The sequence below is a fragment of the Pseudomonas fluorescens genome (assembly GCF_041354075.1).
In the GTDB taxonomy this organism is placed as follows: domain Bacteria; phylum Pseudomonadota; class Gammaproteobacteria; order Pseudomonadales; family Pseudomonadaceae; genus Aquipseudomonas; species Aquipseudomonas fluorescens_CE.
This window is the reverse complement of the sequence record NZ_JARZGC010000001.1, coordinates 393,621-417,063: the sequence shown is the minus strand read 5'-3', so window position 1 is coordinate 417,063 and position 23,443 is coordinate 393,621. Positions and strand designations below refer to the sequence as shown.

The 23,443-nt window shown below is 61.5% G+C and carries 21 protein-coding genes and 1 pseudogene; 14 read left to right on the top strand and 8 right to left on the bottom strand.

What is annotated here, in order from left to right; all coding sequences use genetic code 11:
• The first annotated feature begins 142 nt into the window (after window positions 1–142).
• From QIW53_RS02085 to QIW53_RS02035, 11 genes are all read left to right on the top strand, one after another.
• A complete protein-coding gene (locus QIW53_RS02085; protein ID WP_371048036.1) occupies window positions 143–508 on the top strand; it encodes a response regulator in 366 nt (121 codons plus the stop codon).
• A 90-nt stretch (window positions 509–598) separates the two neighbouring features.
• Window positions 599–1,891, top strand: coding sequence for a glycosyltransferase (locus tag QIW53_RS02080; RefSeq protein WP_371048035.1), 1,293 nt, complete (start codon window positions 599–601; stop codon window positions 1,889–1,891).
• A 238-nt stretch (window positions 1,892–2,129) separates the two neighbouring features.
• The gene (locus QIW53_RS02075) at window positions 2,130–2,990 is read left to right on the top strand and encodes a phospholipase (RefSeq protein WP_371048034.1); all 861 of its coding nucleotides are present in this window, start codon (window positions 2,130–2,132) and stop codon (window positions 2,988–2,990) included.
• 76 nt (window positions 2,991–3,066) lie between these two features.
• Window positions 3,067–3,972 (top strand): AraC family transcriptional regulator, encoded by a 906-nt coding sequence (locus QIW53_RS02070; RefSeq protein WP_371048033.1) that lies wholly within the window; start codon window positions 3,067–3,069, stop codon window positions 3,970–3,972.
• A gap of 250 nt (window positions 3,973–4,222) precedes the next feature.
• Entirely contained in the window at window positions 4,223–5,533 is a 1,311-nt protein-coding gene (locus tag QIW53_RS02065; protein ID WP_371048032.1) for an ABC transporter substrate-binding protein, read from the top strand.
• Between the two features lie 151 nt (window positions 5,534–5,684).
• A complete protein-coding gene (locus tag QIW53_RS02060) occupies window positions 5,685–6,611 on the top strand; it encodes a carbohydrate ABC transporter permease (RefSeq protein WP_371048031.1) in 927 nt (308 codons plus the stop codon).
• Between the two features lie 10 nt (window positions 6,612–6,621).
• The gene (locus QIW53_RS02055) at window positions 6,622–7,452 is read left to right on the top strand and encodes a carbohydrate ABC transporter permease (protein ID WP_371048030.1); all 831 of its coding nucleotides are present in this window, start codon (window positions 6,622–6,624) and stop codon (window positions 7,450–7,452) included.
• 184 nt (window positions 7,453–7,636) lie between these two features.
• Window positions 7,637–8,740, top strand: coding sequence for an ABC transporter ATP-binding protein (locus tag QIW53_RS02050; protein WP_371048029.1), 1,104 nt, complete (start codon window positions 7,637–7,639; stop codon window positions 8,738–8,740).
• Window positions 8,741–8,755: 15 nt separating this feature from the next.
• Complete coding sequence (locus QIW53_RS02045) at window positions 8,756–10,228, top strand: mannitol dehydrogenase family protein (protein ID WP_371048028.1); 1,473 nt, start codon at window positions 8,756–8,758, stop codon at window positions 10,226–10,228.
• A 169-nt stretch (window positions 10,229–10,397) separates the two neighbouring features.
• Complete coding sequence (xylB, locus tag QIW53_RS02040; RefSeq protein ID WP_371048027.1) at window positions 10,398–11,894, top strand: xylulokinase; 1,497 nt, start codon at window positions 10,398–10,400, stop codon at window positions 11,892–11,894.
• 13 nt (window positions 11,895–11,907) lie between these two features.
• Window positions 11,908–12,852, top strand: a complete 945-nt coding sequence (locus tag QIW53_RS02035) for a carbohydrate kinase family protein (RefSeq protein WP_371048026.1) — start codon at window positions 11,908–11,910, stop codon at window positions 12,850–12,852.
• Between the two features lie 123 nt (window positions 12,853–12,975).
• On the opposite strand, the gene QIW53_RS02030 is transcribed toward QIW53_RS02035, so the two are convergent.
• Complete coding sequence (locus tag QIW53_RS02030; RefSeq protein WP_371048025.1) at window positions 12,976–13,272, bottom strand: hypothetical protein; 297 nt, start codon at window positions 13,270–13,272, stop codon at window positions 12,976–12,978.
• A gap of 501 nt (window positions 13,273–13,773) precedes the next feature.
• On the opposite strand from QIW53_RS02030, the gene QIW53_RS02025 reads away from it, so the two are divergent.
• On the top strand, window positions 13,774–14,031 hold the full coding sequence (locus QIW53_RS02025) for a DUF2790 domain-containing protein (protein ID WP_371048024.1): 258 nt from the start codon (window positions 13,774–13,776) through the stop codon (window positions 14,029–14,031).
• Window positions 14,032–14,090: 59 nt separating this feature from the next.
• On the opposite strand, the gene QIW53_RS02020 is transcribed toward QIW53_RS02025, so the two are convergent.
• From QIW53_RS02020 to QIW53_RS02005, 4 genes and pseudogenes are all read right to left on the bottom strand, one after another.
• The gene (locus QIW53_RS02020; RefSeq protein ID WP_371048023.1) at window positions 14,091–14,354 is read right to left on the bottom strand and encodes a DUF1652 domain-containing protein; all 264 of its coding nucleotides are present in this window, start codon (window positions 14,352–14,354) and stop codon (window positions 14,091–14,093) included.
• Between the two features lie 339 nt (window positions 14,355–14,693).
• Window positions 14,694–15,689 (bottom strand): annotated as a pseudogene (gene ilvA / locus QIW53_RS02015) (threonine ammonia-lyase, biosynthetic); the annotation flags it as partial.
• 245 nt (window positions 15,690–15,934) lie between these two features.
• A complete protein-coding gene (locus QIW53_RS02010) occupies window positions 15,935–16,858 on the bottom strand; it encodes a magnesium transporter CorA family protein (RefSeq protein WP_192308615.1) in 924 nt (307 codons plus the stop codon).
• Between the two features lie 7 nt (window positions 16,859–16,865).
• On the bottom strand, window positions 16,866–18,440 hold the full coding sequence (locus QIW53_RS02005) for a RimK family protein (protein ID WP_371048022.1): 1,575 nt from the start codon (window positions 18,438–18,440) through the stop codon (window positions 16,866–16,868).
• Between the two features lie 92 nt (window positions 18,441–18,532).
• Between QIW53_RS02005 and QIW53_RS02000 the strand changes: the two genes are divergently transcribed.
• A complete protein-coding gene (locus tag QIW53_RS02000) occupies window positions 18,533–19,636 on the top strand; it encodes a GNAT family N-acetyltransferase/peptidase C39 family protein (protein WP_371048021.1) in 1,104 nt (367 codons plus the stop codon).
• Between the two features lie 55 nt (window positions 19,637–19,691).
• Here QIW53_RS02000 and QIW53_RS01995 read toward each other — a convergent pair whose 3' ends face one another.
• Window positions 19,692–20,843, bottom strand: a complete 1,152-nt coding sequence (locus tag QIW53_RS01995; RefSeq protein ID WP_371048020.1) for a PQQ-dependent sugar dehydrogenase — start codon at window positions 20,841–20,843, stop codon at window positions 19,692–19,694.
• A 35-nt stretch (window positions 20,844–20,878) separates the two neighbouring features.
• A complete protein-coding gene (locus QIW53_RS01990) occupies window positions 20,879–21,229 on the bottom strand; it encodes a hypothetical protein (RefSeq protein WP_371048019.1) in 351 nt (116 codons plus the stop codon).
• Window positions 21,230–21,427: 198 nt separating this feature from the next.
• Between QIW53_RS01990 and ku the strand changes: the two genes are divergently transcribed.
• Window positions 21,428–22,291: a non-homologous end joining protein Ku gene (gene ku, locus QIW53_RS01985; RefSeq protein WP_371048018.1), complete on the top strand. Its 864-nt coding sequence runs from the start codon at window positions 21,428–21,430 to the stop codon at window positions 22,289–22,291.
• A 136-nt stretch (window positions 22,292–22,427) separates the two neighbouring features.
• Here ku and lpxO read toward each other — a convergent pair whose 3' ends face one another.
• Window positions 22,428–23,327 carry a lipid A hydroxylase LpxO gene (gene lpxO, locus QIW53_RS01980; protein WP_371048017.1) on the bottom strand — a complete coding sequence of 300 codons (900 nt, stop codon included), beginning with the start codon at window positions 23,325–23,327 and terminating at the stop codon, window positions 22,428–22,430.
• Window positions 23,328–23,443: the final 116 nt, after the last annotated feature.

Here is a 23,443-nt window from a genome sequence, read left to right as displayed (position 1 = left end):
AGCGGTTATCCTTCATAGCGTGCCAGCCACAATTCTTTTCCCGTGCACACGGGAACTTGTCGGGTCGCGCAACTTACTCATGCTATAGCCCGGCGTTTGTGATCGACCGGACACCGCGAATTCAACTTTGAGAGCCCCGATTATGTCCACCGAAAAATCCACCATCCTGGTCGTCGAAGACGACGACATCGTGCGCATGCTGATCGTCGATGTGCTGGATGAGCTGGAATTCAAGGTGCTGGAGGCCGATGGCGGGGAACAGGCGCTGGCGTTTCTCAACAACAAGAACCAGGTCATCGACCTGATGATGACCGACGTCGGACTGCCGGTGATGGACGGTCGTGAACTGGCCACCCAGGCACGCGCGATACGCCCCGCACTGCCGGTGCTGTTCGCCAGCGGCTATGCCGAGAGCATTGACGTGCCCGCCGACATGCATGTCATCGGCAAGCCGTTCTCCATCGACCAGTTGCGCGACAAGGTCACCGGCATCCTCGTCAACCCTTGAACCGCTTCGAGCAGGGCCGGGAATTGCTCGCGGTTATGGTTTAATTGCGCCCTTTTCTCCGCCCTGCCCCAGCTTCAAGGAACTCTGTGCATGAATCAGCCCCGCGCCACCCGCGTTCTGGTCATCGGTTACGTCTGGCCCGAACCCAAGTCGTCGGCGGCCGGCGGCTATGTGATGCAACTGCTCGGAACCTTCCTCGAACAAGGCTGGGACGTGACCTTCAGCAGCCCGGCGGGCCCCGGCGAACATCAGGAAGACCTGACTGCCCTGGGTATCCGCGAAGTGCCGATCGAGTTGAACAACAGCAGCTTCGATGCCTTTGTCAGCGAACTGGCCCCGGATATCGTGCTGTTCGAACAATTCATGATGGAAGAGCAATTCGGCTGGCGTGTCGAACAGCACTGCCCCGACGCCTTGCGCGTGCTCGGCACCCAGGACCTGCAAAGCCTGCGGCATGCCCGGCATCAACGGCTCAAGGATCGCCTGAAGGCCAGTGACGATGACAATGACTTCAGCGACCTGTTCGCCCCGGCCCTGCGCGAAGAATTCGAGCTCATGGCCGAGACCGACCTGGCCCAGCGCGAAATCGCGGCACTCTACCGCTGTGACCTGAACCTGATGATTTCCGAAGTGGAAATCGAGCTGCTGGTCGAGCAGTTCAAGGTGCCACGTAGCCTGCTGCACTGGTGCCCGCTGATGGTTGAACCACCGAGCACGCCACCGGCGCCCTTCGAAGCCCGTGCGCACTTCCTCAGCATTGGCAACTTTCGCCACGCGCCCAACTGGGATGCAGTGCTCTGGATGAAAACCACCGTCTGGCCGTTGATCCGCCAACAGTTGCCGACCGCGCAGTTGCACATCTACGGGGCTTACACGCCACCCAAGGCGACCGCCCTGCACAACGCCGCCCAGGGGTTTCATGTCATGAACTGGGCCGAGGATGCGCTGCAAGTGATGACGGCGGCGCGGGTGCTGCTGGCGCCATTGCGCTTCGGCGCGGGCATCAAGGGCAAGATTGTCGACGCGATGATCTGCGGCACGCCGAACGTCACTACCCCCATCGGCGCGGAAGGCATGCATGGCGAGGCGGCCTGGCCCGGCGCGGTGACTCGCTCGGCCCAGGCGTTCGCCGACCAGGCGGTGCAGCTGTACCGGGATGAAACCCGGTGGCAGAACGCTCAGCAACTCGGGCTGGCACTGTTGTCCGCTCGGTATCGACAGTCGATCCACGGCCCGGCCCTGATCGAGCGGCTGCTGCATGCCCGGCAACACCTGGAACAACTTCGCCGGGACAACTTCACCGGCAGCATGCTGCGTCACCACCAGCACAAAAGCACCCGCTACATGGCCCAATGGATCGAGGCCAAGAACCGCCCGGTGTAACGGATACTTCCTGTAGCAAGCGGATGCTTGGCTTTGGCTGTTGCAGTGCTTATACCTGTGCACGCCCTACCCCTGTAGGAGCGAGCATGCTCGCGATGGTCGTCAACGATGACGCTGGGCATCTGACACCCAGCGGCATCCTCAGGTTTTTTCGCGAGCATGCTCGCTCCTACAGGGGGGGCGGTGCCGTGCTTACTCATTTTCCCAAGGCCGGGAATCTTCGAACAAAGGAATGTATATGCCACTCAACAAACAAACCTGGATGAGTCACGTCCCCGACATCGACAAGCTGCGGCTGACCGACATCATCTGGCCCGGCGCGCACAACGCCGGCATGGACAAGAAAGCCCCCAACCATGAAGTGGTCTTCGGCAACTGGGCGACCTGCCAGAACGACTCCTTCGCCTGGCAACTGGACAACGGCGCACGGGCGCTGGATCTGCGCCTGGGGTTCAAGCAGGCCAGGGACCAGCCGATCTTCTATTTCCATCACAATGGTCATCAGTCCCATCGGGTGCTCGACGATCTGATCGAAGCCGTCTTGAACTTCCTGGAGCGCAACAGCGACGAATTCATCGTGCTGGACTTCCACCAGTTGGGCGACAACAAACCCTTCGACTCGGTGCAACTGGGCGAGGTCCTGCTGCGCCGGCTCGGGCACCGCGCCATTTCCTGTTACGACGCGGTCAAAACCGTGGGCGAACTCAAGGAGGCCAGCGCGCTACGCCGCATCGTCATGGCCGCGCCACCGCTGTTTGGCCTGGACGGCGAATACTTCTGGCCGCGCATCCCGCACAAGTGGTCAGGCAAGCCGTTCACCGACACCGAACAGTTGCATCGCCATATCACGAACACCCTGCAAGACGCCTATTACGAGCGGTTCCTGTGGTCGCTGTCGGCGACCAGCTACACCTTCCTCGGCGGGCCGCAACACATCAAGACGCAGATCAACGACTGGTTCAACTCCTCAGGGGAATGGATCCTGCGTTGCAGCATCATCAACACCGACTTCTTCGACGAATCGCAGATCGTGCGCTATTGCTGGAGCGCCACGGCGGAGAAGGCCCTCGAGGCCGATAGCCTGCACGAAGTGCGCTGAGGTTGCGCGCCTGCACTGGCGCAAGGCGTCGGGTAACAGGCATGATCGGCGGGCGATAACAAAAAAAGCGCCCGCCATGACCCGAACCGCCCGCGTCACCGACCCCTCCTACGAACTGATGGATGACCACAACGGCTTGTCCATCATTTATCGCCAGCACGGTTTCCCCTGCCCGCTGGTGCGCTGGCACTTCCACAAGGAATACGAGTTGCACCTGATCGTCGCCAGCTCCGGCAAGGTGTTCATTGGCGACTACATCGGCAACTTCCATCCACAAACCCTGTTCCTCACCGGCCCCAACCTGCCCCATAACTGGATCAGCCAGGTCGGCGAGGACGAAGTGGTGCCCAAGCGCGACATGCTGGTCAACTTCACCGACGAGCTGTTCGAGAGCGGCCATCAGGTGTTCGCCGAGCTCAAGACCCTGGCGCCGCTGCTGGAACGCGCCCAGTACGGTATCGAGTTTCGCTGCAAGCACACGATCAGCCAGGCCATGACCTTGATGCAGCGCATCGCCGACACCCAGGGCGTGACCCGGCTTGGGCATTTTTTCATTCTGCTGGAGCTGCTGGCCAGCACCGACGATTACCAGTTGCTGTCCGGCGCGACCACCGCGCAACTGGCGGACGAACACAACGTCGACCGCACCAACCGTGCCGTGGATTACATCTTCGCCCACTACGCCCGCGAGCTGCCGCTGGAGGAAGTCGCCGAGCACCTGGGCATGAAGCCGACCTACTTCAGCCGCGTGTTCAAACAGGCCACGGGCCGCTGTTTCATCGAATTCGTCAACCGGCTGCGCATCAGCAAGTCCTGCGAGTTGCTGGCCGACGGCGACAAACCGGTGACCGACGTGTGCTTCGAGTCCGGCTTCAACAACATTTCCAACTTCAACCGGCGCTTCCAGCAGCTCAAGGGCATGACGCCGTCGCACTATCGGCGCTTGGCGGTGCAACGGCTGACCGAGCAGAATCTGGGCTGATTCATCGCAATCTCCGCCTCTCTGCCCACAAAACCTGTACAGATCCGATAACGTTGTCACGCCGCAAACCCCTCCCCTGCGTCTACCCCAATAAACCCCCAGTGCAAAAAAGTATCAATCGAAGTGCGATGAATGATTTGTTTCATCATCAATTGAACGCTGTAATCAGCCCAGCTTCTTGCAGCACCGCAAGACACAAAAACAATAACTGTCCTTCTGTGACCCGCCGGGCGCAGAAAAGGAGTGCACGATGCAATCTTCTGTAAAAGCTCTGCTCGCCCTCACCTGCATGACCCTCAGCAGCGTCAGCCTTGGCGCCCAGACCCTGACCATCGCCACCGTCAACAACAGCGACATGATCCGCATGCAGAAGCTCTCGAAAACCTTCGAGGCCGAGCACCCGGAGATCAAGCTCAATTGGGTGGTGCTGGAAGAAAACGTCCTGCGCCAGCGCCTGACCACCGACATCGCCACCCAGGGCGGGCAGTTCGACGTGCTGACCATCGGCATGTACGAAGCCGCACTCTGGGGCGCCAAGGGTTGGCTGGAGCCGATGAAGGATTTGCCCGCCACTTACGAACTCGACGACGTGTTCCCGTCGGTGCGTGAAGGCTTGTCGGTCAAGGGTACGCTGTACGCCCTGCCGTTCTACGCCGAAAGCTCCATCACCTATTACCGCACCGACCTGTTCAAGAACGCCGGCCTGACCATGCCCGAGCGCCCGACCTGGACCCAGATCGCCGAGTTCGCCGGCAAACTCACCGACAAGAGCAAGGAGCAATACGGCATCTGCCTGCGCGGCAAGGCCGGCTGGGGCGAGAACATGGCGCTGATCACTACCGTGGCCAACGCCTACGGCGCCCGCTGGTTCGATGAAAAGTGGCAGCCGGAATTCAGCGGCCCCGAGTGGAAAAACGCGCTGAACTTCTATGTCGACACCATGAAGCAATCCGGCCCGCCCGGCGCCTCCAGCAACGGCTTCAACGAAAACCTCGCGCTGTTCAACAGCGGCAAGTGCGCGATCTGGGTCGACGCCAGCGTCGCCGGCTCGTTCGTCACCGACAAGACCCAGAGCAAGGTCAGCGACCACGTCGGCTTTACCTACGCGCCTCATGAAACCACCGACAAAGGCTCGGCCTGGCTATATTCCTGGGCGCTGGCGATCCCCACCAGCTCCAAGGCCAAGGACGCGGCAAAAACCTTCAGCGCCTGGGCCACTTCCAAGGAGTACGGGGCCCTCGTCGCCAAAACCGATGGCATCGCCAACGTACCGCCCGGCACGCGCGCCTCGACCTACAGCGATGAGTACATGAACGCCGCGCCGTTCGCCAAGGTCACGCTGGAATCGCTGAAAGCGGCCGACCCGAGCCACCCGGGCGCGCGCCCTGTGCCTTACATCGGTATTCAGTTGGTGACCATCCCCGAGTTCCAGGCGGTGGGCACCCAGGTCGGCAAGCTGTTCTCCGCCGCACTGATCGGCCAGACCACGGTCGACCAGGCCCTGGCCGCCGCCCAGCAAACCACCGAACGCGAGATGAAGCGGGCGGGTTATCCGAAGTAACCCGCACGTCCCGCTCTTGCCTTGGGTGGGAGCGGGCTTGCTCGCGAAGACGGTGTGTCATTGGACATTGATGAACCTGACACACCGCTTTCGCGAGCAAGCCCGCTCCCACAGGGGATCTTCGTAGGTCTGCACGACTCGGATTTAATTCATGAATACTTCCACCGCCAAAGCCCAAATGGACCTCGCCCCACCCGCACGCAAAACCCGGGTGGCCAACCCCGGCTGGTTTCTGGTCAGCCCTTCGGTGGCGTTGCTGCTGTTGTGGATGATCGTGCCGCTGGGCATGACCGTCTATTTCTCGATGATCCGCTACAACCTGCTCTACCCCGGCGAAAACGAATTCGTGGGGCTGGAGAACTTCAGCTACTTCCTCACCGACTCGGGCTTCATGCCCGGTGCCACCAACACCCTGTTGCTGGTCGGCAGCGTGCTGCTGATCAGCGTGGTGCTGGGGGTGCTGATCAGCGCGTTGCTGGAGGCCAGCGACTTTTTCGGGCGGGGCATCGTGCGGGTCATGCTCATTTCGCCGTTTTTCATCATGCCCACCGTCGGGGCGCTGATCTGGAAAAACCTGATCTTCCATCCGGTGTCGGGGATTCTCGCCTACGTCTGGAAGCTGTTCGGCGCGCAACCGGTGGACTGGCTGGCGCACTACCCGCTGCTGTCGATCATCATCATTGTCTCGTGGCAATGGCTGCCCTTTGCGATCCTGATCCTGATGACCGCCATGCAGTCCCTTGACCAGGAACAAAAGGAAGCCGCGCGCCTGGACGGTGCCGGGCCCATCGCGATCTTCTGGCACCTGACCCTGCCGCACCTGGCGCGCCCGATTGCCGTGGTGGTAATGATCGAAACCATCTTCCTGCTGTCGGTGTTCGCCGAGATCTTCACCACCACCAACGGCGGCCCCGGCTACGCCTCGACCAACCTCGCCTACCTGATCTACAACCAGGCGCTGGTGCAGTTCGATGTCGGCATGGCGTCGGCGGGCGGTTTGATCGCGGTGGTGATCGCCAACATCGCGGCCATCGTGCTGGTGCGCATGATCGGCAAAAACCTGACAGACAAAGCCTGAGGCCTGCGCCATGACCCTTCAACAATCCCGTCGCCTGCAAAGCCTGCTGCTGGGCACCCTGGCCTGGGCCATCGCGATCCTGATCTTCTTCCCGATTTTCTGGATGGTGCTGACCAGCTTCAAGACCGAGATCGACGCCTTCGCCACGCCGCCGCAGTTCATCTTCACGCCGACGCTGGAGAACTACCTGCACATCAACGAGCGCAGTGATTACTTCAGCTTCGCCTGGAACTCGGTGGTGATTTCGTTCAGCGCCACCGCCCTGTGCCTGCTGATTGCAGTGCCGGCGGCCTACTCCATGGCGTTCTACGAAACCCAGCGCACCAAGGGCACGCTGCTGTGGATGCTCTCGACCAAGATGCTGCCGCCGGTGGGCGTGCTGATGCCGATCTACCTGCTGGCCAAGAGTTTCGGCCTGCTGGACACGCGCATCGCCCTGATCGTGATCTACACGCTGATCAACCTGCCGATCGTGGTCTGGATGGTTTACACCTACTTCAAGGACATTCCCAAGGACATCCTCGAAGCCGCCCGCCTGGACGGCGCCACCCTGGCCCAGGAAATGCTCCGGGTGCTGTTGCCGATTGCCAAGGGTGGCCTGGCTTCCACCGTGCTGCTGTCGCTGATCCTGTGCTGGAACGAGGCGTTCTGGTCGCTGAACCTGACCTCCTCGAAAGCCGCACCACTGACCGCCCTGATCGCCTCGTACTCCAGCCCCGAAGGCTTGTTCTGGGCCAAGTTGTCAGCGGTCTCGACCCTGGCCTGTGCACCGATCCTGATTTTTGGCTGGATCAGCCAGAAGCAGCTGGTGCGGGGGCTGTCGTTTGGTGCTGTCAAGTGAATATCGCCCAATCTCTAATCGGTCACAAAACCCTGTGGGAGCGGGCTTGCCCGCGAATACGTCGGCACATCCAACATCAATTTGACTGACACGACGCTTTCGCGGGCCAGCCCGCTCCCACAGGGTACAGCGTCGTTTCCGGCAGCCCGGTTCAATTGAATAAAAACAAGCGGAGGCCCACCCCATGGCCAACCTGAAAATCAACAATCTGCAAAAAGGCTTCGAAGGCTTTTCCATCATCAAGGGCATCGACCTGGAAGTGAACGACCGCGAATTCGTGGTGTTCGTCGGCCCGTCGGGCTGTGGCAAGTCCACCCTGCTTCGGTTGATCGCCGGGCTCGAGGAAGTCAGCGACGGCACCATCGAGCTCGATGGCCGCGACATTACCGAAGTCAGCCCGGCCAAGCGCGACCTGGCCATGGTGTTCCAGACCTACGCCCTGTACCCGCACATGAGCGTGCGCAAGAACATGTCGTTCGCCCTCGACCTGGCGGGCGTGCCCAAGGCTGAAGTGCAGAAGAAAGTCGACGAAGCGGCGCGCATCCTCGAACTGGGGCCGATGCTCGAACGCAAGCCCAAGCAACTGTCGGGGGGCCAGCGTCAGCGAGTCGCGATTGGCCGGGCGATTGTGCGCAACCCGAAAATCTTCCTGTTCGACGAACCGCTGTCCAACCTCGACGCGGCGCTGCGCGTGCAGATGCGCCTGGAACTGCTGCGCCTGCACAAGGAGCTGCAGGCGACCATGATCTACGTGACCCACGATCAGGTCGAAGCCATGACCATGGCCGACAAGGTGGTGGTGCTCAACGGTGGCCGGATCGAGCAGGTCGGCTCGCCCCTGGACCTCTACCACCACCCGGCCAACCTGTTCGTGGCGGGCTTTCTCGGCACGCCGAAAATGGGTTTCCTCAAGGGCCAGGTTACCCGCGTAGACAGTCAGAGCTGCGAAGTGCAACTGGACGCCGGCACCCGCATCAGCCTGCCGTTGAGCGGTACCAGCCTGAGTGTCGGCGGCGCGGTGACCCTGGGCATTCGCCCGGAACACCTGGAGCTGGCTAAACCGGGGGACTGCACCCTGACCGTCACCGCCGACGTCAGCGAACGCCTGGGCAGCGACACCTTCTGCCACGTCCTGACCGCGTCCGGCGAACCCTTGACCCTGCGCGTGCGCGGCGACCTGGCCAGCCGTTACGGCGAAACCCTGAGCCTGCACCTGGACGCCGACCACTGCCATTTGTTCGATGCCGACGGCGTCGCCCTGGCCCGCCCGCTGCGCGTTGCCGCCTGATCTAGAGAACCTGCGATGAAACTCAACACACACAACCTCGATCACCTTGCCCCCGACGTGGCTCTGCCGGCCTACGCCCTCAGCGACACCCGTCAGGGCATCGCTCACATCGGCGTCGGCGGATTTCACCGCGCTCACCAGGCGTATTACACCGACGCCTTGATGAACACCGGCTTCGGGCTGGACTGGGCAATCTGCGGCGTCGGCCTGCGCGCCGAAGACCGCCGCGCCCGCGACGACCTGCGCGAGCAGGATTACCTGTTCACCCTGTTCGAACTGGGTGACACCGATGACACCGAAGTCCGGGTGATCGGCTCGATTCGTGACATGCTCCTGGCCGAGGACGGCCCGCAGGCGTTGATCGACAAACTGGCGAGCCCCGAGATCCGCATCGTTTCGCTGACCATCACCGAAGGTGGTTATTGCATCGACGACAGCAACGGCGAGTTCATGGCGCACCTGCCACAGATCCAGCATGACCTGGCCCACCCCGACGCCCCGACCACCGTGTTCGGTTTCCTCTGCGCCGCCCTGGCCAAACGCCGCGCCGCCGGCACACCGGCGTTCACCCTGATGTCCTGCGATAACCTGCCGCACAACGGCGCCGTGACCCGCAAGGCGCTGCTGGCCTACGCCGCCCTGCAGGACGCCGACCTGGCGGACTGGATCGCCCGCCACGTCAGTTTCCCCAATGCCATGGTCGACCGCATCACACCCATGACCAGCACCGCCCATCGCCTGCAACTAGCCGACAAACACGGCGTCGACGATGCCTGGCCGGTGGTCTGCGAACCATTCGTGCAATGGGTGCTCGAGGACAAATTCGTCAACGGCCGCCCGGCCTGGGAACAGGTCGGCGTGCAATTCACCGACGACGTCACGCCCTACGAGGAAATGAAGATCAAGCTGCTCAACGGCAGTCACCTGGCGCTGACGTACCTGGGGTTCCTCAAGGGGTATCGCTTCGTCCACGAAACCATGAACGACCCGCTGTTCGTGCGCTACATGCGCGCCTACATGGACCTGGACGTGACACCGCAACTGTCCCCCGTGCCAGGCATCGACCTGGGCGATTACAAGAACACTCTGGTCGAGCGCTTCTCCAACCAGGCGATTGCCGACCAGTTGGAGCGCGTGTGCTCGGACGGTTCGTCGAAGTTTCCCAAGTTCACCGTGCCGACGATCAACCGTCTGATCGCCGACGGCCAGGACACCAGAAGCGCGGCGCTGGTGGTGGCGGCCTGGGCGCTGTACCTCAAGGGGGTGGATGAACAGGGCCAGACCTATGCGATTCCCGACCCACGGGCGGCGTTCTGCCAGGCACTGGTGGCGGATGATGCGTTGATTACACAGCGGTTGCTGGCCGTCGAAGAGATTTTCGGCACGGCGATTCCACGCTCGGCCGAGTTCGTGGCGGCGTTCGAGTGGTGCTGCAACAGTTTGCGGGAGGTGGGGGTTTCTCGGACGTTGGAGCGGGTGTTGGCTTAGTGGCGGCGGTGAATGTGCCGCCGTCTTCGCTGACAAGCCAGCTCCCACAGTGTTTGGCAACGAACCACAAACTTGTGAACGGCGTTGATCCTTGTGGGAGCTGGCTTGCCAGCGAATACGGCAGCACATTCACCAAACAGTTTGAACCTGAACCACCGAGGACCCTAACATGCCCACCCAACCCCTCTACCTAGGCATCGACTGCGGCACCCAGGGCACCAAGGCCATCATCCTCGACGCGGCCAGCGGTCAGGTCCTGGGTGAAGGCGCCGCCGCCCACACCCTGATCACCGCCGCCAATGGCCGGCGCGAGCAGGACACCACACAATGGCTCGAAGCCTTCAAACTGGCCACGCGCCGTGCGCTGCTCGACGCCAACGTCGACGGCCAGGCGATCCTCGGCATCGGTGTATCCGGCCAGCAGCATGGCCTGGTGCTGCTCGATGATCAGGGCCACGTGCTGCGCCCGGCCAAACTCTGGTGCGACACCGAATCCACCCCGCAAAACCAGCGCCTGCTGGCCTATCTGGGCGGTGAAACAGGCTCGCTGGAGCGCCTGGGCGTGGTCATCGCGCCGGGCTACACACTGTCCAAACTGCTGTGGACCAAGGAACACCACCCCGAGGTATTTTCCCGAATCGCGCATATCCTGTTGCCCCATGACTACCTCAACCACTGGCTCACCGGCCGCAGCTGCAGCGAATACGGCGACGCGTCGGGCACCGGTTATTTCAACGTGCGCACCCGCCAGTGGGATCTGCAGCTGCTGCGCGACATCGACCCCAGCGGCCACCTGGAGGCGGCGCTGCCGCAACTGATCGAGGCCCATGAGCCGGTGGGCACCCTGCTGCCGGCCATCGCTCAAGAGCTGGGCCTCAACCCGTGGGCGCGAGTGTCCAGCGGGGGCGGCGACAACATGATGGGCGCCATCGGCACCGGCAACATCCAGCCCGGCGCCATCACCATGAGCCTGGGTTCCTCCGGCACCGTCTACGCCTACGCCGATCAGCCCCGCGTCAGCCCCGATGCCTCGGTCGCGACCTTCTGCTCCTCCAGCGGCGGCTGGCTGCCGCTGATCTGCACCATGAACCTGACCAACGCCACCGGCGCCGTTCGCGAGCTGCTCGACCTCGACATCGCCCAGTTCAACGCACTGGTCGCACAAGCGCCCATCGGCGCCGAGGGCGTCAGCCTGCTGCCGTTTTTCAACGGCGAACGCGTCCCCGCTCTGCCCCACGCCACCGGCAGCCTGACGGGCCTGACCATGACCAACCTGACGAAGGCCAACCTGTGCCGCGCCGTGGTCGAGGGCACCACCTTCGGTTTGCGTTACGGCCTGGACCTGCTGCGCAACAATGGCCTGCAAAGCCGCAGCATCCGCTTGATCGGCGGTGGCTCCAAAAGCCCGGTGTGGCGCCAGATCGTCGCCGACATCATGAACACCCCGGTGGTCTGCACCCGCCACAGCGAAGCCGCTGCCCTCGGCGCGGCGATCCAGGCGGCGTGGTGCACGGCGCGGGCCAACGGCGGTGAAGACAGCCTGGAGGATTTGTGCGAGCGTTGCGTCAGCCTCGATCCGGCCAGCGAAACCCTGCCGGTGGCCGCCAACGTGGCGGCGTTCCAGCAGGCCTATGAACGCTATCAACAGCATGTCGCAACCCTTTAAAGAGCGAACAACTATGTATCTGGTGTGTGGCGAAGCGCTGTTCGATTTCTTCAGTGAAGAAGATGCCAGCGGCCTGGCTTCAAAAGTGAATTTCAAGGCGATTGCCGGGGGCTCGCCGTTCAACGTCGCAGTGGGCCTGCGCCGCCTGGGGGTGGACTCGGCGCTGCTCGCCGGGTTGTCCACCGACTACCTGGGCCGGCGCTTGCAGCAGGTGCTGCACGAGGAAGGCGTGCGCGCCGACTACCTGATCGATTTCGCCGCGCCCACGACCCTGGCCATGGTCGCACTCGGCGCCAACGGTTCGCCGCAATACAGCTTCCGGGGCGAAGGCTGTGCGGACCGGCAGTTGCGCATCGAACACCTGCCGGCCCTCGGCCCGGAGGTGCGCGGTTTGCACATTGGCTCGTACTCGCTGGTGGTGCAGCCGATTGCCGACACCCTGCTGGCGCTGGTTCAGCGCGAAACCGGCAAGCGCCTGATCAGCCTCGACCCGAACGTGCGGCTCAACCCCGAACCCGACATCGACCTGTGGCGTTCACGGGTGGCGGAACTGGTGCAACTGGCCGACCTGATCAAAGTCAGCGACGAGGACCTGCACCTCCTCTACCCCGAGCAGGACCCGGCACAGGTGATCAATGGCTGGTTGCAGCATCGGTGTCAGTTGGTGTTCCTGACCCGGGGCGGTGAAGGCGCGACGGTGTTCAGCCGTCAGCATGGCAGCTGGTCGGTGCCGGCCGCTGCGGTGAAGATTGCCGACACCGTGGGCGCGGGCGATACCTTCCAGGCGGCGTTGATTACCTGGTTGACCGAGCACGGAATGGATTCGGTGGAGGGTGTGCAGTCGCTTGAGCGCGAGCACATCGACGCCATGTTGAAGTTTGCCGTGCAGGCTGCGGCGCTGACGTGCAGCAAGACCGGGCCGGATCTGCCGTATCGGCGGCAGCTGGATCTGAGCTGAGCCATAGGGCCCCATCGCGAGCAAGCCCGCTCCCACAGTTGACCGTGTTCGTCCTGATACAACTCGGTCAACTGTGGGAGCGGGCTTGCTCGCGATAGCGATCCAACTAACACCACAGCAATATCAGATCGGCGCCTGCCAGCTCAGCAGCCGCTGTTGCGCCACCTTGAGCAGGTCGCAGCCATCCTGGGTGAGCAGGTAGAGCGCATGGGTCAGGTGCGGGATGTCTTCGACGCCACCGTCCCTGAAGGAATGGATGTGCAGGGTTTCCAACAACTCGCTGGAGGCGCGGATGCGTTGCAGGGCGGCTTCGAGGATGTCTTGAGGGTCGGCCTGGGTGTCAATGACCAAGGGTGATGAATCGGTGACGCTGGTTTGGACGGGACGATAACGATGAGGGAAAGCGTTTAGTGTAGGCATATTTATTTACCTGAGATGTCGCTGATTAATCTCCAACACCTTGACCAAAGGGTGGGAGGCGGACTGTGTACAGGTTTGGTCAACCGATCTCAAGCAACTCGGCTCGCCCGAAGGCGTCCGGCACACAGCCGCCATAACGACACAGACGTAGAACCGCGTCTGCGGCGCGATGATGCCACATTGCTTGATTAATCAGGTGACCAAACCTGTTCGCTGATTTTGCGGCGAGCCCAAACCTTAATCGCCGCGCCCTTTCCGGCGATAGCAGACAAAGGCAACCCGGTTCGTAGGACGAAGCCGAGGCTGGCGAAGAATTTGGTTTCAGCGAATTACCTGACAAAAACACCCTACACGACAGGCGGCATTCAGCCGGCTTAACCATCGCTTAAGGCTGCGGTCCAACACTGTATTGGACCGCACGCCCTCAGGTTCTTCTGATGCCCAGTGCGGATGGCCCGACGCCCTCGTCGGGTTGACTCGCCACTGCACCGGAGAACACCCATGAACATGCGCACCTTGCTCGCCACCACCGCCCTCGCCTGCACAGCGTTTACCGGGCTCGCCCAGGCCAACGACACGCAAGCGGTACCTTATGAATACGGCATGCCGTTGCACGTGGCCAAAGTGGTGTCGCTTAGCGAACCGGCCACCCTGGAATGCAAGGTCGTGACAGCGGACATGAAATACATCGATGGCGCGGGCAAACCCGCAGAAATCAGCTATCGCAAGCTGTCACAGGCGTGCACGGATCACGATTGAATGGCGCTACGGCGTCGGGGTCTGGCGGCATGGCCAGACCCGAGGGAGACAGGTGCTGATCAAACGGCTTTCTGTTGAGCGTGCTGCAAGTGGGTCTGGGCCTGCATGTCCGAGCGCAGCCCGGCAATGAGGTTGTTGATTTCCCGGCAACTGGTCAGCGAGCGGGCGTTGATACCGGTGGCCAGCAGGTCGACCTGATCCGTCTGGGCATCGGAGAAGACCCTGACTGTCATCGACAGATCCGGGGATAGCGTGCATTGGCAGCGTTTTGGCAGAAAACTGCTTTCGATGATGTTACGAAGTTCCAAGGCAGATAAAAACATGACAGCTCTCCTGAGCGTGCGAAAACGAGACGACAAGCTATGACCGGCTCGGTGGCCAGTTCTGTAAAGACATCTACAGCATAAAACGTGCCTGGAGTTTCGCCGTGCAGCTCATCGGTAAATCAATGAGTTAGCCAACCCATTTGTTATTGCGCCCATGCAATTTGCAATAACGCCGGTTTTTACGCCTGCAAATTGCAACGCCCCTCCCCTGTAGGAGCGAGCATGCTCGCGATGGTGGCGCAGACACAGTTGGCTTACAGGTAGCCAACGTTATCGCTCACGACCATCGCGAGCATGCTCGCTCCTACAGGGGATTTGTGTCGATTATACGGCCTGCAACGCCGCCCGCTCAGCCACATGCCGCAAGCTGTCGAAATTGATGTTGGCCCCTGAATCGATGGCGATCAGGGTTTGCCCTTTGACGCCGGTCTGCGCAACATACTTCTTGATCCCCGCCACCGCCAATGCCCCGGAAGGCTCGGTGATCGAGCGGGTATCGTCGTAGATATTCTTGATCGCGGCGCACAGTTCGTCGTTGCTGACGGTCAGGACTTCATCGACGCAGAAGCGGCACACCTCAAAACCATAAGCGCCGATCTCCGCGACCGCCACGCCATCGGCGAACGTGCCGACGCTGGGCAGGACGGCCCTCTCGCCTGAATTCATCGCCGCTTGCAGGCACGCGGAATGCTCGGACTCGACGCCGATGATGCGCACCTCCGGTCGCAGGTATTTGACGTACGCGGCGATGCCGGCGATCAAGCCGCCACCGCCCACCGGAACAAAAATCGCATCCAGCTCGCCCTGGTGCTGGCGCAGGATCTCCATGGCCACGGTGCCTTGCCCGGCAATCACGTCCGGGTCGTCGAACGGGGAAACAAAGGTGCGGCCGCTGCGCTCGGCCAGTTCCAGCGCATGGGCCAGGGCGAAGGGAAAACTCTCGCCGTGCAACACCGCCTCGGCGCCGCGACTGCGCACCCCGAGCACCTTGAGTTCCGGGGTCGTCGAAGGCATGACGATGGTTGCACCAATCCCCAGCTCTCGCGCCGCCAGTGCCACCCCTTGAGCGTGATTGCCGGCGGACGCCGTGATCACCCCGCTCGCCTTCTGCTCATCACTGAGCTGCACCAACTTGTTGTAGGCGCCACGGATCTTGAAGGAGAAGGTTGGCTGCAAATCCTCACGCTTGAGCAGAATCCGGTTGCCTAACGCATCGGACAACGCCGGCGCCGCCTGCAACGGCGTGCGCACCGCCAGCTCGTACACCGGCGCGGCGAGGATCTTTTTGACGTAATGCTCAAGCAAGGTCTGCTGGGCGGGCGAGTGGTTCATGATCGTCTCCTGACGCTGATCAAAAGCCCGGAGACAGAAAGTGAAAACCCGCCTCTAGGGCGGGTTGGGTGCTGCAGTCGTGAGCTAGCCCGCCAAATGAGGAATGGCGGTAATAATGCTTGGCTGGCAGCGCAGTACGGTGAAAGTCATGACTGGAAATTAGCCGGGCGCGCCGGGCAAGTCAATGATCAATTGCAGATCGCCTTCGCGAGCAAGCCCGCTCCCACAGGAGATTGGCATGCAGATCACTTCGCCAGCCTCCGCAGCCCCAGCACCATCACTCCGGCGCCTGCCATCATCGCGCTGAGGAACAACGGGTACGACACCCACCACGGCGTGCCGGCGGTCATCATGCTGAATTCGGACATGCCGCCGATGCTCGCGATCAGGTTCAGCGGCAGGAACACCACGTTGATCAGTGTCAGCTTGCGCAGCAGGTTGTTCATGCTGTTGTTCATCAGGTTGCCACGGGCCTCGATCAACCCGGAGAACACCGTGGAATAGATTTCCGCCTGTTTGTAACACTGGTTGTTTTCGATGATCAGGTCGTCGATCAGGCTGATGGCCTCGGCGCTGAAGCGCTGTTTTTCCGCGTGGTTGCGCAAACGGGTCAGGACCGCGCCGTTGCTGTGGATCGCATTGATGTAATAGATCAGGCTCTCGCTGAGATTGAACATCTGGATCAGGTGCTGGTTCTGCATCGAGCGGTTGAACTTCTGCTGCAACTCCCGCGCGACCAGTTTGATCACCTTGAGGTGGCCCAGGTAGTGATGGATGTTGTTGAACAGCAGGTCCAGCAGCACATCCAGTGGCGTATTCAGACGTTGCCGGGTGCCGAGACCGTGCAGCGGCGAATCGTCGGTGGCGATCACCAACAGACGCTGGGCGCAGAACAGCAGGCCGCAGGACGACACTTCAAAGGCCAGGCTATCGGCACCGGAATAGTTTTCCGGGCGCTTCCAGATCAGGAACAGATTGTCGGGATGAAACTCGATACGCGACACCTCGTCCGGGTCCAGGGCCGAGGCCAACGCGTGTTCATCGAGCTTGAAATGGCTGTGCAGCAGGTCACGCTCGGCGGCATCGGGGTTGCTGAACAGCATGACTTCAGCGTCCAGCCGCTCGACCGCCTGCAACACCCCGTTGTTCAGTTGAAAGCTCTTGATCATCGGCCACTCACCAGGCCTGGCCGCGACGTTTGAGTTCCAGCCGACGCACGAACTCCTCAAGCACCAGCGAGTACAAGTCGTCCTGCAAATAGGCGTCCTCGATGCCGGCGTCCATGTTCGGGTTGTCGTTGACTTCGATCACCACCACCTTGTCGCCGGACTGTTTGAGGTCCACGCCATAGAGGCCGTCGCCGATGAGATTCGCGGTCTTCACCGCCAGCTCCACCACGGCCCGCGGCGCTTCGTGGACCGCCAGGGTGCGGCATTCGCCGTTGATGTCCTGGCCCTTGGCCTTGTGGTTGTAGATTTGCCAATGGCCCTTGGACATGAAGTACTGACAGGCAAAGATCGGTTTGCGATTGAGCACGCCGATCCGCCAGTCGTATTCGGTGTAGAAAAACTCCTGAGCCAGCAACAGCACCGAGTGTTCGAACAATTCGGCGGTCGCCTCAAGCAAGGCCTGCTGGCTTTCCACCTTGATCACCCCCCGGGAGAAACAGCCATCGGGGATCTTCAACACCAATGGGAAACCCAGGCGCTCGCCCACACGTTCAAAGTCCTGTGGTCGTTCCTTGTAGAGGATTTCGGTGGCCGGCATGCCCAACTGATGGCTCTTGAGCAGGTCGGTGAGGTAGACCTTGTTGGTACAGCGCAGGATCGAGGTCGGATCATCCATCACCACCAGCCCTTCGCTCTCGGCTTTCTTGGCAAATCGGTAGGTGTGGTTGTCGACACTGGTCGTCTCACGGATCAGCAGACCGTCGTATTCGGCGATGCGCGCATAGTCCTTGCGCTCGATCAGCTCGACATCAATGCCCAGTGTCTTGCCGACACGAACAAAATTGTCCAACGCTGCGGGGTTGGAAGGCGGCAGTGCTTCCTGCGGGTCGTGCAGGATCGCCAGGTCGTAACGGGCCACCCGTCGTGAACGCGGCAGGCGCCAGATCTTGCGACTGAAACTGTCGAGCGAGTGGGCGAACTGATCTTCCTGATCTTCCCTCAACTTATGCAGCGCGCCTGACTTTATGCCCTCGATGTGCCAACCGTTAGTTCGACGAAACTCAACCAGCAATATCGGACAGGCGAATACTTCAAATAACTGCCGCGCCAGATCCTGCAGCGGCCCTATATGGGTCTGGCCAAAGTAAAGCGTCAGGGTAAAGCCTTCTGTATCACTGTAAAGATGATGACTGAGGGCCTTTTCCAGGGTTTTGTCCAGGTCGTCCAGGGCGAGGCCGTACAACGACTTGCGGGTCAATTCACTGATGGTACGCACCGACGGAATGACCTTGTGCCCTCGCGCCTCGGCCAGCAGCGAGCAGTAATAGCCGTGTCCCAGGTACTTGTAGCTGCGGCACAGGTTGATGACCTGAACCCGCTTGCCCTGCTCGTTACCGCGTGTTTGCTCAAGGTATTCCTGGGCGCTGACGATGTCTTCGCTGGGAAAATAGGACGCCCAATCTTCCTTGCGTTCGACGATGATTATCAACTGACTGGAAGTTCTGCCACCCGGATTTAAATAAGTTGCCGCCGGCAAACTTTGCTCGGATACTTCGCGCCAATGACCCTGTACCGCTGACATAGAGATTGATCCGTTGGAGAACAAGACCTTTTCTATTAAGCACGAACTTTTTCGAAAGTCCCGTTTCGTTACGCAACTTTTACGGCGGTCATATGAATACTGTCTTTCGCCTGGCGGTAGTTGAGGATTTACCTGAACTGCTGGCCCTTGAACAGCAATGCTTCACCACGGACCGGCTCACCAGTCGCAGCTTTCAATGGATGATCAACCGCGCCCATGGGCAGCTCTGGGTGGCTGACCGGAACGGGCAATTGCTGGGTTACGCCGTGGTGCTGTTTCATCGCGGCACATCGCTGGCCCGCCTGTACTCGCTGGCCATCGCCGAAGAGGCCCGCGGCAGCGGGTTGGGCAAACAGTTGCTCGCACGCATCGAAGCCTGCGCCCTGGCCCATGACTGCGCGTACCTGCGACTGGAAGTGCGCATCGACAACCCGGCGGCGATTGCCCTGTATGAACGCAACGGGTATCGACGCTTCGCCCTGATCCACGACTACTACCAGGACCACGCCGACGCGCTGCGCCTGGAGAAGCGCATCCTTGAGCACCGCGATTCGCGCAACATCAATGTGCCCTGGTACGGGCAGACCACCGATTTCACCTGTGGCCCGGCATGCCTGTTGATGGCCATGGGCGCATTGCAGGCTGCCCGCGTGCTGGAGCGACGAGAAGAGCTGCAGATCTGGCGCGAGGCAACCACCGTGTTCATGACCTCGGGCCATGGCGGGTGCAGCCCGCAGGGCCTGGCGCTTGCAGCCGCGCGGCGTGGCTTCCGGGTGCAGCTGCAAGTCAGCATGGCCGGGCCGTTGTTTCTCGAAGGTGTGCGCGACGCGCATAAAAAAGACGTCATGCGCCTGGTACACGATGAGTTCATGGCCCAGTTGAACGTGACACCTGTCGAACAGTTGATCGGCGTCCCGCTGGACCTGCCACGCCTGCTCGCTGATGGCGGCCAGCCGCTGGTGCTGATCAGCAGCTATCGGCTGACCCGCTCGAAATCGCCCCACTGGGTGGTCGTTACCGATTACGACGAAGAATTCGTCTACCTGCACGACCCCGATGTGGATCATAGCCAGCATCGTCAGCCGATGGATTGCCAGCATTTGCCGGTCAGCCAGGCCGAGTTCCAGAAAATGTGCAGCTTCGGACGCGGCAAATTGCGGGCGGCGGTGGTGCTCTACCGCCCTGAGAACGATTGACCGCAACCCTGTCGCCACAGGCCTGCCCGCGGCGACAGGGCTCGGGTCGGGGCGATTACTTCAGACCGACCTTGTACAACACGCCGTCACTGTCATCGGTCAGCACATACAGATACCCATCCGGGCCCTGCCGCACGTCGCGAATGCGCTGGTTCAACTCACCCATCAGGCGCTCTTCGTGAACCACGCGGTCGCCGTCGAACTGCAGGCGAATCAGTTCCTGGGTCGCCAGTGCGCCGATGAATACGTTGTGCTGCCAAGGCTTGAAGCGGTCGGCGTCGTAGAACGCCATGCCGCTCAAGCCAGGGGATTTTTCCCAGACGTGGTGCGGCGCCAGGGTGCCCTCGGCTTTCTTGCCCTTGGCCTCGGGGATCGGTTGCCCGGAATAGTTGATGCCATGGGTCGCCAGCGGCCAGCCGTAGTTCTTGCCGCGCTCGATGATGTTGAGTTCGTCACCGCCCTGGGGGCCGTGCTCGTTTTCCCAGAGCACGCCGGTCCAGGGGTTGAGCGCCATGCCTTGCGGGTTGCGCTGGCCGTAGGACCAGATTTCCGGGCGCACGCCGGCCTGGCCGACGAAGGGGTTGTCGTCCGGCACCTTGCCGTCGGGGTAGATCCGCACGATCTTGCCTTGCAGTTTGTCCAGGTCCTGGGCGGTCGGCCGGTCGTTGTTTTCACCCAGGGAGATGAACAGGTAGCCGTCGCGGTCGAACACCAGCCGCGAGCCGAAGTGATTGCCGGTGGACAGTTTCGGTTCCTGGCGGAAGATCACCTTGAAATTGCGCAGGGCAGTCAAGTCTTCCGACAGTTGTCCGCGACCGACCGCCGTGCCGGCCGTGCCGCCTTCACCACCGCCCTCGGCGTAGGACAGGTAGACGGTGCGATCCTGCTGGAAGTCAGGCGACAGCACCACGTCGAGCAAGCCGCCCTGGCTCTTGGACCAGACCTGCGGCACTCCGCTGATGGGCGCCGACAGTTTGCCGTCGGCGCTGACCACACGCAGGTTGCCGCGTTTCTCGGTGACCAGCATGCCCTTCTGATCCGGCAGGAATGCCAATGCCCAGGGATGATCCAGGCCTTTGGCAATCGGCGTGACCTCGAGGGTGCCCTGCTCGCTTTTCAGTTCCTGAGCGGGCGCGGCGAACGCGGGCACGGAGGCGCCCGTCAGGACGCTGGCGCAGAAGGTGGCCAGCAGGGTTTTACGCAACATGCACGATTCCTTATGTCGTTGGGAAGGCGGACCGCTCAACGGGTTTTCGCATCGCGAGGCGGTGGGTTGGGAATGAACTTCGGTGGGCTGGCGGGCGCCGTCCGATCCTGAGGATAGCGGTTGCCAATGCCGCCATTGTCCAGCGTCGGAGGCCTGGGCACCGGCACGGTATTGGGCCCGCGAATGACCGGCGCACTGGGCTGCGTGCCCTGCATGCTGTTGGGGTTGGCCCGGCGGATCGGGCTGTTGTAAGGGTTGCTGGCGGCGCCTGTCGGGCTTTGGGCCAACAACAAGGCGCTGGCGGGCGGGCGGACTTCAGCCAGGGCAACCTGGCCCAGCACGCCACTCAATGCCATCGCGACAAGGCCAAGCGTCAATCGGTTCATGGGCGGGCTCTCCAAGGCGGCTTCTCCCGGTGTACAGCCTTCGATTGCACGCTACGCCCAGGGTTCGCATTTGTTAACCCAAACCTGCGGGCCAAGATGTAACACGAAGTTGAGCCCACGGCCGCAAAGGCCTTCACGTCACTGAAACTTTTGCGGTGGGGCTCGGGTCACCTGATCATCACTCGGGAGGCGGCGAACATGGCACGGGCAATCTGGAAAGGCGCAATCAGTTTCGGGCTGGTGCATATCCCTGTGGCACTGGTTTCGGCGACGTCTTCCCAGGGCGTCGACTTCGACTGGCTCGACAGCCGCAGCATGGAGCCGGTGGGCTACAAGCGTGTGAACAAGGTGACCGGCAAGGAAGTGACCAAGGAGCACATCGTCAAGGGTGTGCAACACGAAAAGGGCCGCTACGTGGTGCTCAGCGAAGAAGAGATCAAATCGGCGCACCCGCTGTCCACGCAGACCATCGACATCTTTTCCTTCGTCGACAGTGATCAGATCCCGCTGCAGAACATCGACACGCCCTACTACCTGGCGCCGGACAAACGCGGCGGCAAGGTCTATGCGCTGCTGCGGGAAACCCTGAGCAAAACCAACAAGGTTGCCCTCGCCCACGTGGTGCTGCACACCAAGCAGCACCTGGCGGCGCTGATGACGGTGGAGGATGCGCTGGTGCTGGTGATGCTGCGCTGGCCTGCGGAAGTGCGCAGTCTCGATACCCTCGAACTGGGCGCTGAGGTCACCAAGCCAACGCTGGCCAAGGGTGAACTGGACATGGCCAAGCGCCTGGTTCAGGACATGAGCGGTGACTGGAACCCGTCGGAGTACCGCGACAGCTTCCAGGAAAAGATCATGGCGCTGGTGGAGAAAAAAGCCAACGAGGGCCAGATCGAGGACGTGGAAACGGCCACCGGCGAGGAAGAGCGCAAGTCGGCGGATGTGATCGACTTGACCGAGCTGCTTAAACGCAGTCTCGGCGGCAAGGCGGCGGCCAAACCGAAAGCGAAAGCGCCGGCCAAACCCGCTGCCAAGAAAACCAGCAAACGCTCAAGCGGTTGACCGTTCATGCTTTCCTGTAGGAGCGAGCATGCTCGCGAAGGGCGCCCGGACACTGCGTGTATCCTGACGCCCCGCGTCATCGTTGACCACCATCGCGAGCATGCTCGCCCCTACCGGTATCGCCTGACTCTGATGCTTAGATCAACACAAACACCGCCAGCAACCCCGCAAAAATCGCCCACTTCTCCAGGTAATACAGCTTGCGGTTACGCTTCTTCAGCGCCTTGCCGCGCAGGCGGATCTTGTAGATCCGGGCGAACAGACGATTGAGACCGCCGGTGCGATCCCCGACATCGTTGGGTGCACCTGCCGCCGACATCACGTTGCGGCTGAACCAGCCGTTGAACGCTGCCGCCCAGCGGTACTTCATCGGCCGCTCGATGTCGCAGAACAGGATGATGCGGTTCTGGTCGGTGGTGTTTTCCGCGTAATGAATGAAGGTTTCGTCGAACATCACCGCTTCGCCATCGCGCCAGTGATAGCTCTCGCCATCGACGTTGATGTAGCAACCGGCGTCGTTCGGTGTTTCCAGGCCCAAGTGATAGCGGTAGGAGCCGGCGTACGGGTCACGATGGCGGACCAGTTTGGAGCCGGGCGGCAACTCGGCGAACATCGCGGCCTTGATCGAGCCGATGCCCTGCACCAACTCGGTGGTGCGCGGGCAGAGTTTCATCGCCGACGGATGGCTGTCGCCGTACCACTTGAGGTAGAAACGCTTCCAGCCGGTCTTGAAGAAGGAATTGAAACCGACATCGTCATACTGGTTCGAGCGCTTGATTTCGCCGGCTCGCAGCAGGTTCTGCCCCTCGGCACGGATCTCTTCCCAGTGAGCCTGCAAGGGGCTCAGGTCCGGAAACTCGGCCGGGTCGAGAAACGGTTTGTTGGGCTTTTTCGAGAACAGATAAAGGAAGCAGTTGATCGGCGCCAGGAACGACGAGTGGTCGCTCAACTGGCGGCCCAGCTTGTGCCGCACACGGCCACGCAGGTGGACGTAGGCGATCGAGACTACATAGATAGCGGCAATGATGAGTTTCACGGAATCGTCACACGTCAAAAGTGAACAAACTGCGTCCGCGCTTGTCGGCCAGTCGAAAGCGGCATTTTAGCCACTATTTGTAACTAATAGTGAATTACAGATGTGAAAATCTGCCC